We start from the raw sequence: 14,107 nt of genomic DNA on the forward strand, positions 1-14,107 counted from the left end.
AGTGCTCGCTTTGTCCCGGTGGAAGTCACTTGACGCTCTGCATCTCTTCCCAGATCGCGTCGTAATAGGCCCTTTCCACACGGAAGTGCTGCGATAGCGAGGTCAGGAACGCATTCTGGAACTGCACGTCCGGAATCCGCCGCGCGATGAGTTGCCATTCGCGCTTGGCCCGCGGCGGTACGAGGCTGATGTGGACCTTGTAGTACTCCGCCTGGTCCTCGCTCAGGCCGGCCTGGAGCAGGGCCCGATAGAGCTTTTCGTGGTTCCCCGGCACGACCAGTTCGGTGATGTAGAACACCGCCAGCCCCCAACCGACCTCGGCATGCCGGAAGGCACGGGCACGATTGTTCAGGTAGGCGATTTCCTCGGGCATCGTCGACACGGCCTGGAAGTCCGCCTCCAGGCCGATGGCCTCGAGCAGCTTGGCCAGCAGGCGCGGATGCGAACCCTTTTCGTCTTCCTCGCCCAACTCGCCATAGAGGTAACGCGCGAGCGCCGCGGCCTCGTCCACATCGGTCAGGTTGACCAACAGGTCGGCCGCATCGCGGTACAGGCGGAAGGTGCGGAACCACTGGTGACGGAGGAACACCTGGAGCTGCGCGCGGGAGGCCGAGCCGGAGAACACGTACTGCGACATCGGGTGCCGCTCGCGGGACTGCGCGGCGATTTCCTGTTCGAGACGCTTCTGGAAATCCTCCTCGGACAGCGCCCTGGAAAGATCGGCGGCGGGCATGAAACGCTCTTCGACGCGATAGATCGCCCGGGCCAGCCAGCGCCGGGTCTGGGCGGTCGCCACGTCGTCGCTCAACGAAAGGACGTAGAGCAACTGCTGGTACGCGGCATAGGCCTGGCGGTCGCCCTTGAGCCCTGCCTCGGCCAGCGCGGCCAGCTTGCTCGCGGCGCTATCGATCTGGCGGGAAGTAGCGTGGACGGCCAGCGCATCGGCAACGATGCGTGCTTCTTCGATGGGCAGGTTCTGCAACTGCGGCAGGGAAAAATTGCGGGTATTCATCCTGTACTCCTTGTTCTTGTTCTGGATAGGCATCAGGCCATGGCCAGGGAATTCGCCTGCATCTGCTCCCAGAGCAGGTCGAAGTAGGCCCGGTTGATTTCGAAGTGGCGCGCCAGCGACTGCATGAACTTGCGCTGGAAGTCTTCGCTCGGCGCGAACTTGGCGATCAGCGCCCACATCTCCTCGGTATCGATCTCGTCCTGGGTGCCGTGCAGGCGATGGAACTCGCTGGGTTGCTCGGGCACGCCCAGGCGCTGCAGGAGTTCGTAGATGCGCCGGTGATTGACGCAGCTCACCGACTCGACCGCGTACAGGAGCGCAAGGCCCCAGGCGACATCGGTGTGCCGCACGCAACGGATACGGTTGTTGAGGTAGGCCTTCTCCAGCGGATGCAGCGCCGGGAAATCGATGCGCAGCGGTATGTCGAAGTAGGTCATCAGGTGGGACAGCAACGCGGGGTGCGAGCGCTCCGGCGTCTCCGCCCCGGCCTCGCCGTAGAGGTTGCGGTAGAACACCGAGGCGTCCTCGATGTTTTCGAAGCGGAAGGCCAGCTCCGCCAGGAGGCTGTAGAAGTTGTAGGAACGGACCCAATGGTGTTCCAGGAAGAAGCGCACGTCCTCGACCGGCGGCGTGCCCTGGAACAGGTGGACCGACATGGGATGGCGCACCCGGCTGCGCGCCTCGATCTCGGCGTCGACCTTCTTGCGGAACTCCTCCACCGGGACGGCGCTGAAACCGGCCGGCTCGGGAGCGAAACGATCCTCGACCAGGTAGACCTGGCTCGCCATCCAGCGGCGGGTCGGCTCCGTATGCGGATCGCTGCCTACGTGCAGTTCCAGGAGCAACGCCTGGTACTGCGCGTAAGCCGAAGCATCGCCGCCCAGGCCTTTGGCCGTGACCGCGAGAATCGCCTCGAGCGCGAGCGTGATCTGGTCCAGGGAGGCACCGGGTTTCAAGGCTTCAGCCAGGAGAGCCGATGCATTTCGGGCAGGTTCCGACATTGTCCGCTGGGAACGGATATTCATATCGGAGGAAGAACTGCAGCATTGCTGTAACGGATTTGAAGTCATTTGGATCACCCTTGTTTTTGTTGTTGTGCGGGGCGACCGTAAAGCTTGCCACGGTGGCAAGGTCAAGCAATGCAGCGGCCTTCTCGGCGGACAACGGAGTTCGCCGAAAGGTGCTCTTCGATAACACTGGATGCGCTGCGAAAAACCCCGAGCTAAAGGCCTGCGAATCCATCGGAGAATAACTTTTAGGGTTTCCTGTCAGCGCCTATTTCCGTTCACATAACTGTCACCTCGCGGCCGACTGAAATATTGATTTACAAATTCCAAAGCGTTCTTTCCACAATAGCCAAGCGCCATTGATGGCATATGGCGCGCAGACTTCAATGAAAATCATTTTCCTATTGCCGGCACTGGGCGAAACGCTACTATCCGACCCTACGCCTGCGTCATGCCCTTGCACTCAACGGCCCTCCGGATAACCGGCGTCGCTCAACGCCTCGAGGAATGCGTGCTTGTCCAGAGTGCTCTCGACCCTAGCCTCGCGCCGAGGGGGATCGGTCTCTACGCGCGCCTGGGGATCGACGCCGTGCAGGATACGGGTGACAGTCTTGGCACAACCGCCGCAGGTCATGTTCGGAATATGGAAAGAAAACATCGCAACCTCCTGGTTTGTTGACTCCTGCGAACCATGAGTCCTGCCATCGTGACAAGGTCAACTCATAAATCTCTCAGGTAAACCAAACTTTCAAAAATTCATATGAATAGTTCCAGATGTTATTCCGCAAACTTCAAACAACGGGCAAAGCCAAGAACGAACATATAGAACAACTCCGCCAGGCAACCGAGATACCGCGTCAGCCAGCTCCACTCACCACTGAAGAACCTCTCGACGATATGTATTCGACGTCTCCGTGCGGCGCGAGCGCAGAGGCACAAGAGTGACCTCGTTCAATAAGAAACGGCGGGCAGCCGGAACGTACCTGAAGAACAATGAGAAAGTAATACTTCCCCACTCTTCTGAACATTGAAGTCCCGAGCAGATACTTTCCATCTGCCCTCTTCACTCATCCATCTGAATGAACTACCGAAAAAGAGTTCGGAACCGACTTATCGATAAGGCGGACAGGGACGAGCGATCCGCGCCAGGCAATCCGTACTCCCGGGGTTCGCCAAATAACCGGAGGACGCGCCGCACGGCCCTCGACCCAGGCAGTCGAGCGAAGGCCGGCGGCCGGAAACCGCCGGCGGCTGATCAGGAGCGACTGTCGCGCTGCCGTGCCACGCCTGGAGAGGTATCGTCGGTAGCCACGCCACAGCGCCGCGCCCCCGCGCAGGCTTCCCAGCCACCACCCAGCGCCTTGTAGATACCCACGACGGCAAGGCGCTGCTCGGTGCGCGCGATGCTCAATGCGCGCCGGCTGAGGTAGTCCGAGCGTTCCGCCTCGAGCACGTCCAGGTACTCGCCGTCCCCCTGGACGAAGCGTTCCCGGGCCAGGCGCGCCGCCTCGCGATTGGCCGTCGCCTCGAGCAGGCGCAGGCGGAGCCTGTCAGCGGCAGCGCCATAGCCGTTGAAGGCATCATCGGTCTCCTGCAGGGCGCGCAGCACCGTCCGGTCGTAGAGGATCAATGCCTCCTGCGCACGGGCCTCGCTGGCGGCGATCCGCACCCGCACGCGACCGCGGTCGAGTAACGCCCAGCGAATCACCGGGTTCAGGACGTTGAAGGACGTACCACTCTCGTCCAAAGCATCGAGATTGCCGGCGACCAGGCCGATCGAGCCGCGTACCTCGACCTGCGGATACAGCCCCGCGGTCTCGACGCCGATACGTGCGGTCGCGGCCGCCAGGTTGCGTTCGGCCGCGGCGATGTCGGCGCGACGCGCCAGCAGTCCCGCCGGGTCGCCGACCCCGAGGGTGCGGAGCGTCAGCCTTTCCCCGGAGGCACGGGCGACCGGCGGGCTGAAGGCCTGCGGGGCTTCCGCGAGGAGAACGGCCAGTGCATTGCGGGTGGCGGCGCGGCGCCGTTCGAGGTCGGGCACGGCCGCCTCGACGTTGTGCAATAACGCTTCGGCGCGCAACCGGTCGAACTCGTGGGCGGAGCCGGCGCTGACCAGGCGTTCGACCATCTCCAGGCTGTCGCGCTGGTTGCCGGCGATGTCATGGACCACCGCAAGTTCGGCCTCGATGCCCTGTAGCTGGAACCAGGTCATGGCAACCGTAGCCGCGACGCTCGCCTGCACGTTGCGCAGCAGGGCCTCGCGCGAGCCCGCCTGCGCCTCGGCGGCCTCCACCGAGCGCCGCACCCGGCCGAACAGGTCGATTTCCCAGGAAGCATCCAGCGCGCCGCGATAGGTCTCGATGTCGCGCTGCTGGCCGGCCGGTGTTTCCACCTCGCCGCGCCGCCGGGCCTGGTAATCGAACGCCGGGCCTCCGCGCGGCAGGAACTCTTCGCGGTTCTCGCGCAGCAGCGCCTTCGCTTCGTCCAGGCGCGCGCCGGCAAGGGCGATGTCGAGGTTCGCCGCGAGCGCCCGCTGGATCAGAGACTCCAGGGCTGGCTCGTCGAACCCGCGCCACCACTCGATCTCCACGCCACCGCCATCGATACCCGCCGGCATCGCGCCGAAGCTGGCCGGTGCGGACGCGCTCGGCGGCGCATAGTCGGGCCCCACCGCGGCACAGCCGCCCAGCAGGATCAGCGCGCTCAACGAAGACCGCAGGTATGGCTTCATGGACGGCCTCCCTCCAGATGCGCCAGGCTGCCGCCGGCGCGTCGCTCCAGGTGCGCCGCCAGTGCCCGTACCAGTACGTAGAACACCGGCGTGAGGAACAGGCCGAACAGCGTCACCCCGAGCATCCCGGCGAATACCGCGACGCCCATCGCCTGGCGCATTTCCGCTCCGGCGCCGCTGGCCATGACCAACGGCACCACGCCGGCGATGAACGCCAGCGAGGTCATCAGGATCGGCCGTAGGCGCAGGCGGCAAGCCTCGACCACCGCCTCCAGCGCACGGGCGCCCTCGGCCTCCAGCGTGCGGGCGAACTCGACGATCAGGATCGCGTTCTTCGCCGCCAGGCCTACCAGCACCACCAGCCCGATCTGGACGAACACGTTGTTGTCGCCGCCCACCAGCCACACCCCGGCGATCGCGCTGAGCAGGCACATCGGCACGATCAGCAGGACCGCCAGCGGCAACAGCCAGCTGTTGTACTGCGCGGCGAGGATCAGGTAGGCCAGCAGCACGCACAGCGGGAAGATGAACAGCGCGCTGTTGCCGGCCAGCTTCTGCTGGTAGGTCAGGTCGGTCCATTCGAAGGTCATGCCCTCGGGCAGCACTTCGCCGGCCAGGCGCTCCATCAACGCCACCGCCTGTCCCGAACTGACGCCGGGAAGCGCGCCGCCGCTGATATCCGCCGACGGATAGCCGTTGTAGTGGATCACCCGGTCGGGACCGGAGCTGGGCGTCACGGTGACGAACGAGGACAGCGGCAACATCGCCCCGGCGGCATTGCGTACCTGCAGGCGCCCGATGGCTTCGGCCTGCATGCGGTGCGGCGCATCAGCCTGGGCAGTGACCTTGTAGGTGCGACCGAAGCGGTTGAAGTCGTTGATGTACAGCGAGCCGAGGTAGACCTGCAATGCCTCGAACACATCGGCCAGGCGAACGCCCTGGCTCTTCACCTTGGTGCGGTCGACCACCACCTCGAGCTGCGGGGCATTGATATCGAAGCTGGTCATCAAGCCCCCGAGCTGGCCGGACTCAGTGGCCTTCATCATCAGCACCTGGGTCTGCCTGGCCAGGGCTTCCAGCCCGGCGCCGCCGCGATCCTCGACCTGCATCTTGAAGCCGCCGATGGTTCCCAGCCCCGGTACCGGCGGCGGCGGGAAGACCCCGAGGAAGCCGTCGGGAATGCTGGCGAACCTGGCTTGCAGGCGCCCGGCGATGGCCAGCGCGCCGAGATCGGCGGAGGTGCGCGATTCGAACGGATCGAGCATGAAGAACATGACCGCGGCGTTCGGCACGTTGACGAAACCGTTCACCGACAGGCCCGGAAAGGCCACGACGCTCTCCACCCCCGGCTCGTCGAGGCCGATCCGGGACATCTGCCTGACCACCGCATCGGTACGCTCCAGCGACGCTCCGTTCGGCAACTGGGCGATGCCGACCAGATAGTACTTGTCCTGCATCGGCACGAAGCCCGGCGGCACCGCCTGGAAACCGACCCAGGTCAGGCCAAGCAGGCCCCCATACACCACCAGGGCCAGGCCGCTCACCCGCACCACCTTGCGCACCGCGTTGCCGTAGGCCTCGGGGGCATTTCGCAACGGTCGGCCGAGGGCCTGGAGCAGTCGCTGGAAGCGCCCCGCCACCGCACCTCCGGCCGGCCGCGGACGCAACAGCAGGCCCGCCAGGGCCGGGCTGAGGGTCAGCGAGTTGAGCGCCGACAGGATGGTGGAGATGGCGATGGTCAGGGCGAACTGACGATAGAACTCGCCCTGCAGGCCACTGAGAAAGGCCGTGGGGATGAACACCGCCGCCAGCACCGAGGTGATCGCCATGATCGGCCCGGTGACCTCGTCCATCGCACGCCGCGCGGCCTGGAGCGGCGGCTCGCCGTTCTCGATGTGGCGCTCGACGTTTTCCACCACCACGATGGCGTCATCGACGACGATGCCGATCGACAACACCAGGCCGAACAACGACAGGGTATTCAGCGAGAAACCCATCAGGTGCATGACGGCGAAGGTGCCGACCAGCGAGACCGGCACGGCCATCAGCGGAATCAGCGAAGCACGCCAGCTACGCAGGAACAGCACCACCACCACCACGACCAGCAGGATCGCCTCCAGCAGGGTGGTGGCCACGGTCTGCAACGAAGCGCGGACGAACACCGTCGGGTCGTAGGCGATGCGCGCGCTCAGGCCGGCCGGGAAGTTGCCTTCGAGCCTCGCCACGGTGGCACGCACCGCCTCGGCGGTATCCAGCGCGTTGGCTCCGGGGCTCTGGATGATCTGCAAGGCCACCGCCGGCTCGCCGTCCAGCAGGCTGCGCAGCGCATAGGCATCGCCGCCCATCTCGATCCGCGCGACGTCGCGCAGGCGCGTCACCTGGCCGTCGGCGCCGGTGCGGACGATGATGTCGCCGAACTGCTCTTCGTCGCTCAGCCGCCCGAGGGTATTCACCGTGACCTGGAAGGCCGCGGTGGAGTCCGGCGCCTGGCCGACGGCGCCGGCCGCCACCTGGACGTTCTGTTCGCGTACCGCGGCGATCACTTCGCCCGCCGTCAGCCCGCGCGCGGCGATCAGGTCGGGGTCGAGCCACAGGCGCATGCTGTACTCGCCGGCGCCCCACACCACCACATCGCTGATCCCCGGCAGGCGCAGCAGTTCGTCGCGCACCTGGAGGTAGGCGTAGTTCGAGATGTACAGCGGGTCGTAGCGTTGCTCCGGCGACAGCAGGTGCACCACCATGAGGATGTCCGGCGAGGTCTTCTGGGTGACCACGCCCTGCCGCTGCACCTCGTCGGGCAGGCGCGAGAGCACCCGCGAGACCCGGTTCTGCACCTGGATCTGGGCCATGTCGGGATCGATGTGCTGGTCGAAGGTGATGGTCAGGATCATTCGCCCGTCGGTGGCCGACTGCGAGGACATGTACAGCATCCCCTCGACCCCGGTGATCGCCTGCTCCAGCGGTGTCGCCACCGTCTGCGCGATCACGTCGGGGTTGGCGCCGGGATAGGCGGTAGTCACCTGCACGGTCGGCGGCGTCACCGCCGGGTATTCGCTCAGCGGCAACTGGAAGAACGAAACGATGCCTCCGATCATCATCAGCACCGAAAGAACGATGGCGAAGATCGGCCTATCGATGAAGAAGCGTGGGAATGTCATTGTGCGGCCCCCACGGTCTTCGACAGGTCGACGGGCGTGCCATCGATTTCCGCAAGGCGCGGTGTGATCTGCATGTCCGGCCGGACCAGGCCCTTGACGACGATGCGCTCGCCCGGCTGCAGGCCCTGGCGGACGACCCGCAGGCCGTCGACCATCGGGCCGAGTTCCACCGGCCGGTACTGGGTCTTGTTGCCTTCGTCGACGACCAGCACATAGCGCCTGCCCTGGTCGGTGCCGATGGAATGGTCGGCGACCAGCACCTGCGCGCGAGGCTTGCCGGTCTCCAGCCTGACCTTGGCGAACAGCCCCGGCGTCAGTTGCCCGTCCGGGTTGTCCACCACCGCCCGAACCCGGACCGTGCCGGTCCCGCGGTCGGCGGCGTTGGCGAGGAAATCGAGGCGACTGCTTCGTCCATAGGACTCGTCGGTGAGCAGCGCCACCTTGACCCTGGGGGCCTGCTCGCCTTCCCTGCCGCGGGTCGGCGCCAGGGCCTGCAGGTAGGTGCGCTCGTCGACATCGAAGTACACGTACAGCGGATCGACCGAAACGATGCTGGTCAGCGCGGTGACGCCATTGGTGACGTAGTTGCCCTCGGTGACCTGGATATGCCCGACACGCCCGCCGATCGGTGCCGTCACCCGCGTGAAGCCGAGATCCAGTTGCGCCGCGTCGAGGGCGGCCCTGGCCGCATCGACCTGGGCCTTGCTGGCATTGCGCGAGGCGATGGCGCTGTCGAGCCGCTCCCGGGCGACGACCTTCCGCGCATACAGCAGCTCGGCTCGCTCGTGTTCGGTGCGCGCCAGCAACGCCGCGGCCTCGGCCTCGCGCAGGCGTGCCCTGGCGGCATCCTGCGCCGCCTTGAACACGCGCGGGTCGATGAGGAACAGTTGCTGGCCCTTCTCCACCAGGCGGCCTTCCGGCACCGTAACGTCCTGGATGTAGCCGGCGACGCGCGGCCGCAGTTCTACCTGCTCGACAGCGGTCAGCGAGCCGGTGAACTCGGCGTAGGGTGTCACCGGGCGAACCACCACCTCGGCGACGGGAACGCTTGGCGGGGCGCTCGCCGCCCCCGGCGGCGCCGATTCCCCGCAGCCAGCGATAAGGGCCGCGACACCTAGCGTCGCGGTGATGCGGATGAAGTGTCTGAGATTCATTGTTGTGCCTTCCTGGTCTGAGCCTGCGTGGCCTGGCTGGACGAAACCGCTTCCGTGGCCGGTTATCAACCTTGACACCTTGGCAAGGTCAACCCCCCTTTTTTCCGACCTCATGGCGAAGGCGCAGCGAGCTTTCGGCCGGTCACCGGGGGCGGGACGCCTGGCACGCTCGGAGACGCAGCGGGCAGCTCGGGAGGGTGGCGGAGGCAGGCCGACCGGCTATCGACGGCCGGCCCAGGGAAGAGGCGAAACGCCCCGTAGGAAGGGAAGTCCGGCAAAGGGCCGGTCGCCGGGACGGGGACGATCCCGATCTCGCAGCCGGTTGCCGGCCACATGGTAAAATCCGCCTTTGACCGTGAAGCTCGAGGCAATGAAAATGCGCATTCTCCATACCATGATCCGGGTCGGAAACATCGATCGCTCGATCGATTTCTATACCCGGGTGCTAGGCATGACCCTGCTCAGGAAGAACGACTATCCCGACGGCCAGTTCACCCTCGCCTTCGTCGGCTATGGCAACGAGGCGGATTCCGCGGTGATCGAGCTTACCCACAACTGGGGCGTGGATGCCTACGAGATCGGCACCGGCTACGGCCATATCGCCATCGAGGTCGACGACGCCTACCAGGCCTGCGACGACATCCGCAACAACGGCGGCCAGGTCACCCGCGAAGCCGGGCCGATGAAGCACGGTACCACCGTGATCGCCTTCGTGACCGACCCGGACGGCTACAAGATCGAACTGATCCAGAAGTCTTCCTGAACGGCCCCGGCTATCGCTTTCAGCAATCAGGAACGAAGAACCCCGGCTCATGGCCGGGGTTCTTCGTTCCATCTCAGGCGGCGCGCGTCGGTCAGGACAGCGTGCGGCCCTTGTTCGCGGCGATGCGCATGCGCAGCGCGTTGAGCTTGATGAAGCCCGCGGCATCGGCCTGGTTGTAGGCGCCGCCGTCTTCCTCGAAGGTCGCGATGTTGGCGTCGAACAGCGAGTCGTCGGACTTGCGGCCCACCACCACGACGTTGCCCTTGTACAGCTTCAGGCGCACTACGCCGTTCACGTTGACCTGCGAGGCGTCGATCATCTGCTGCAGCATCAGGCGCTCCGGGCTCCACCAGTAGCCAGTGTAGATCAGGCTGGCGTACTTGGGCATCAGCTCGTCTTTCAGGTGGGCCACTTCGCGGTCCAGGGTGATCGACTCGATGGCGCGGTGGGCCTTGAGCATGATGGTGCCGCCGGGGGTCTCGTAGCAGCCACGGGACTTCATGCCGACATAGCGGTTCTCGACGATGTCGAGGCGGCCGATGCCGTTGATCCCGCCGACGCGGTTCAGCTCGGTGAGCACCTCGGCCGGGGTCATGTCCTTGCCGTCGATGGCGACGATGTCGCCCTTGCGGTAGGTCAGCTCGATGTAGGTCGGGGTGTCCGGCGCGTTTTCCGGGGAAGCGGTCCACTTCCACATGTCTTCTTCGTGCTCGGTCCAGGTATCTTCCAGCACGCCGCCTTCGTAGGAGATATGCAGGAGGTTGGCGTCCATCGAGTACGGCGACTTCTTCTTGCCGTGGCGCTCGATCGGGATGCCGTGCTTCTCGGCATAGTCCATCAGCTTCTCGCGGGACAGCAGGTCCCACTCGCGCCAGGGCGCGATCACCTTGACGCCGGGCTTCAGCGCGTAGGCGCCCAGCTCGAAGCGGACCTGGTCGTTGCCCTTGCCGGTGGCGCCGTGGGAGATGGCGTCGGCGCCGGTCTCGTTGGCGATCTCGATCAGGCGCTTGGCGATCAGCGGACGAGCGATGGAGGTGCCCAGCAGGTACTCGCCTTCGTAGACGGTGTTGGCGCGGAACATCGGGTAGACGAAGTCGCGGACGAATTCTTCGCGCAGGTCGTCGATGTAGATTTCCTTGACGCCCATCGCGCGGGCCTTGGCGCGAGCCGGTTCGACTTCCTCGCCCTGGCCGAGGTCGGCGGTGAAGGTCACCACTTCGCAGTTATAGGTATCTTGCAACCACTTCAGAATTACCGAGGTATCCAGGCCGCCGGAATACGCCAGGACTACCTTCTTCACATCCGCCATGCCATCACTCCACGGGGGTCGTCACGAAAAGCGACAATTCTACGCAGGGCATTCGGGAAATTACAGAGGGGCGACAGCTTTAGACGCAAAAGCGACAGATTCTATCGTTTGCGCGACTCAAACCGTGGGTTTTCCCTGAAGCGAGGCGGCCGGAGGCTTCGGTGCGGCAGGTTCTGCCGCGGGCGGCGCCGGCTTGTCCTCGGCCTTCGGCGCTTCCGTCGCCGGCTCGACCACCGCCTCGCGCGACAGGTGCACGGTGACCCGGCGGTTGCGCGCACGGTTGGCGGCGCTGTTGTTGGCCACCAGCGGGTAGCGCTCGCCGTAGAAGCGCACGTTGATCTGGCTTTCCGGCACCCCGTTGCTCTTCAGGTACTCCTGCACCGCCAGCGCGCGGCGGCGCGACAGGTCGCGGTTGGTCAGGCGGTTGCCGCTGTTGTCGGAGTGCCCGTCGAGTTCGATCCGGTTGATGCTCGGATCGGCCTTGAGCAGTTGCAGGATGATGTCCAGCTTGGCTCGCGCCACGTCGTTCAGCGCCGTGCCGCCGTCGGGGAAGCCGACCTGGGCCAGCTTGACCTGGTCGAAGTTCACCGGCAGCAGCTTGGCGATGCAGGCCTGGTACTGGCTGTAGACGCTGGCGAAGCGCGCCGGCAGCAGGCGCACCTCCAGGCGATCGCCCTGCCAGGTGCGATGGCGGACCAGCGGGCTGCGCCCCTCGAGCAGGCCGGTGAGCAACCGACCGGCCTGTTGCTGGCTGCTGTTGAACGGCACCTCGCCGCTACCGATGCTGACCTGGCCAAGGTTGATGTCGCCCTGCCCCGGTCGCCAGGGCGGCGCGGCAGCCAGCAGGGTCGCCGACCCGCGCCCCAGCCACTGGGCCTCGGGCTTCAGGCGGAAGGTCGCCTGCTCGCCGGCACGCCGGACGAACTCGCCGACTCCGAAATTCGCCACCGGCTGCGACAGGCGGCATTCGAACTGGTCGCCTTCGACCTTCCACTCGACGCTCTCCAGCCGCGTCTGGAAGGTCACCGCCAGCGCCGGCAGGCTGCTGAGCAGGAAAGGCAATAGAAGAAGGCGCGGCTGCACGACGGCGGGCTCCGGGAAAGCGTCCAAATACGAAGGATGTATCGGACGGCCCGGACAAAACTTGATAGCGAGTGCCCCGCCCCCCCTTTTCCGGTAGCATTTCCCCCCACGAAATCCCGTCCTGGAAGCCCCATGTCCGACCGTCTCACCCTCCTGCGCCCCGACGACTGGCACATTCACCTGCGTGACGGTGCCGCGCTGGCCAATACCGTCGGCGACGCCGCCCGCACCTTCGGCCGCGCCATCGTCATGCCGAACCTGGTGCCGCCGGTGCGCAACGCCGCCGAAGCCGACGCCTACCGGCAGCGCATCCTCGCCGCCCGCCCCGCCGCCAGCCGCTTCGAGCCGCTGATGGTGCTGTACCTCACCGACCGCACCAGCGCCGAGGAAATCCGTACCGCCAAGGCCAGCGGCTTCGTGCATGCCGCCAAGCTCTATCCGGCAGGCGCCACCACCAACTCGGACTCTGGCGTGACCCGCATCGACAATATCTTCGAAGCGCTCGAGGCGATGGCCGAGGTCGGCATGCCGCTGCTGGTGCATGGCGAGGTGACCCGCGCCGAGGTCGACGTATTCGATCGTGAGAAGCAGTTCATCGATGAGCACCTGCGCCGGGTGGTCGAGCGCTTCCCGACCCTGAAGGTGGTCTTCGAGCACATCACCACCGGCGACGCCGCCCAGTTCGTCCGGGAAGCCCCGGCCAACGTCGGCGCGACCATTACCGCCCATCACCTGCTGTACAACCGCAACCACATGCTGGTCGGCGGTATCCGTCCGCACTTCTATTGCCTGCCGATCCTCAAGCGCAACACCCACCAGGAAGCCCTGCTGGACGCCGCGGTGAGCGGCAATCCGAAATTCTTCCTCGGCACCGACTCGGCGCCGCACGCCCGCCACGCCAAGGAAGCCGCCTGCGGTTGCGCCGGCTGCTACAGCGCCTACGCCGCCATCGAGCTGTATGCCGAGGCCTTCGAACAGCGCAATGCGCTGGACAAGCTGGAAGGCTTCGCCAGCCTGCACGGCCCGGACTTCTATGGCCTGCCGCGCAACACCGACCGAATCACCCTGGTCCGCGAGGAATGGCAGGCGCCCGCCAGCCTCCCCTTCGGCGACTTCGACGTGGTGCCGCTGCGCGCCGGCGAGACACTCCGCTGGAAACTGCTGGAGGCCGGGGCATGAGCGAAGACAACTTCGACGACGAATTCGACGGCAGCCTCCCCAGCGGCCCGCGCCATCCGATGGCGCGCCGCTTCCGCGGCTACCTGCCGGTAGTGGTGGACGTCGAGACCGGCGGCTTCAACTCGGCCACCGACGCGCTGCTGGAAATCGCCGCGACCACTGTCGGCATGGACGAGAAAGGCTTCCTGTTCCCGGAACACACCTACTTCTTCCGTATCGAGCCCTTCGAAGGCGCCAACATCGAGCCGGCCGCGCTGGAATTCACCGGCATCAAGCTTGACCACCCGCTGCGCATGGCGGTGCAGGAGGAAGCGGCACTCACCGAGATCTTCCGCGGCATCCGCAAGGCGCTGAAGGCCAATGGCTGCAAGCGGGCGATCCTGGTCGGCCACAACAGCAGCTTCGACCTCGGTTTCCTCAATGCCGCCGTGGCGCGTACCGGGATCAAGCGCAATCCGTTCCATCCCTTCTCCAGCTTCGACACCGCCACCCTGGCTGGCCTCGCCTACGGCCAGACGGTCCTGGCCAAGGCCTGCCAGGCCGCCGGCATGGAGTTCGACAACCGCGAGGCGCACTCGGCACGCTACGACACCGAGAAGACCGCCGAGCTGTTCTGCGGCATCGTCAACCGCTGGAAGGAAATGGGCGGCTGGATGGATGACGACGACTGAGCCTCGGCCCACTTAGGCGGATAACGCCAGGACGTTATCC

At 65.7% G+C, this 14,107-nt stretch carries 12 protein-coding genes; 3 read left to right on the plus strand and 9 right to left on the minus strand.

Annotated elements, in window-relative coordinates:
* Positions 1-25 precede the first annotated feature (25 nt).
* The 7 genes from ACTJJX_RS11600 to mexP form a co-directional block, all read right to left on the minus strand.
* Positions 26-1,012, minus strand: coding sequence for an HOASN domain-containing protein (locus ACTJJX_RS11600; RefSeq protein WP_003112894.1), 987 nt, complete (start codon positions 1,010-1,012; stop codon positions 26-28).
* Positions 1,013-1,044: 32 nt separating this feature from the next.
* The gene (locus ACTJJX_RS11605) at positions 1,045-2,082 is read right to left on the minus strand and encodes an HOASN domain-containing protein (RefSeq protein WP_003119554.1); all 1,038 of its coding nucleotides are present in this window, start codon (positions 2,080-2,082) and stop codon (positions 1,045-1,047) included.
* Positions 1,973-2,254 (minus strand): hypothetical protein, encoded by a 282-nt coding sequence (locus tag ACTJJX_RS11610; protein ID WP_161789441.1) that lies wholly within the window; start codon positions 2,252-2,254, stop codon positions 1,973-1,975. The genes ACTJJX_RS11605 and ACTJJX_RS11610 overlap by 110 nt, the downstream gene beginning before the upstream one ends.
* Positions 2,255-2,482: 228 nt before the next feature.
* Entirely contained in the window at positions 2,483-2,677 is a 195-nt protein-coding gene (locus ACTJJX_RS11615) for a heavy-metal-associated domain-containing protein (protein WP_003453567.1), read from the minus strand.
* A 597-nt stretch (positions 2,678-3,274) separates the two neighbouring features.
* Positions 3,275-4,750: a multidrug efflux transporter outer membrane subunit OpmE gene (gene opmE / locus ACTJJX_RS11620; RefSeq protein ID WP_012613753.1), complete on the minus strand. Its 1,476-nt coding sequence runs from the start codon at positions 4,748-4,750 to the stop codon at positions 3,275-3,277.
* Entirely contained in the window at positions 4,747-7,908 is a 3,162-nt protein-coding gene (gene mexQ, locus ACTJJX_RS11625; RefSeq protein WP_003453571.1) for a multidrug efflux RND transporter permease subunit MexQ, read from the minus strand. Before mexQ ends, opmE begins: the two co-directional genes overlap by 4 nt.
* A complete protein-coding gene (mexP, locus tag ACTJJX_RS11630) occupies positions 7,905-9,062 on the minus strand; it encodes a multidrug efflux RND transporter periplasmic adaptor subunit MexP (RefSeq protein WP_003119548.1) in 1,158 nt (385 codons plus the stop codon). Before mexP ends, mexQ begins: the two co-directional genes overlap by 4 nt.
* A gap of 376 nt (positions 9,063-9,438) precedes the next feature.
* Between mexP and gloA the strand changes: the two genes are divergently transcribed.
* Positions 9,439-9,825, plus strand: coding sequence for a lactoylglutathione lyase (gene gloA, locus ACTJJX_RS11635; RefSeq protein ID WP_003110007.1), 387 nt, complete (start codon positions 9,439-9,441; stop codon positions 9,823-9,825).
* A 91-nt stretch (positions 9,826-9,916) separates the two neighbouring features.
* Here gloA and ACTJJX_RS11640 read toward each other — a convergent pair whose 3' ends face one another.
* Together ACTJJX_RS11640 and motY are read right to left on the minus strand one after the other, a co-directional pair.
* Positions 9,917-11,134, minus strand: coding sequence for an argininosuccinate synthase (locus ACTJJX_RS11640; RefSeq protein WP_003092065.1), 1,218 nt, complete (start codon positions 11,132-11,134; stop codon positions 9,917-9,919).
* A gap of 117 nt (positions 11,135-11,251) precedes the next feature.
* Entirely contained in the window at positions 11,252-12,217 is a 966-nt protein-coding gene (motY, locus tag ACTJJX_RS11645) for a flagellar protein MotY (RefSeq protein ID WP_003104269.1), read from the minus strand.
* Positions 12,218-12,349: 132 nt separating this feature from the next.
* On the opposite strand from motY, the gene pyrC reads away from it, so the two are divergent.
* Together pyrC and rnt are read left to right on the plus strand one after the other, a co-directional pair.
* Complete coding sequence (gene pyrC, locus ACTJJX_RS11650; RefSeq protein ID WP_003092068.1) at positions 12,350-13,396, plus strand: dihydroorotase; 1,047 nt, start codon at positions 12,350-12,352, stop codon at positions 13,394-13,396.
* On the plus strand, positions 13,393-14,067 hold the full coding sequence (gene rnt / locus ACTJJX_RS11655) for a ribonuclease T (RefSeq protein WP_003092070.1): 675 nt from the start codon (positions 13,393-13,395) through the stop codon (positions 14,065-14,067). The genes pyrC and rnt overlap by 4 nt, the downstream gene beginning before the upstream one ends.
* Positions 14,068-14,107 lie beyond the last annotated feature (40 nt).

It is taken from the genome of Pseudomonas sp. 22490 (assembly GCF_052044465.1).
Classification (GTDB): Bacteria; Pseudomonadota; Gammaproteobacteria; order Pseudomonadales; family Pseudomonadaceae; genus Pseudomonas; species Pseudomonas aeruginosa.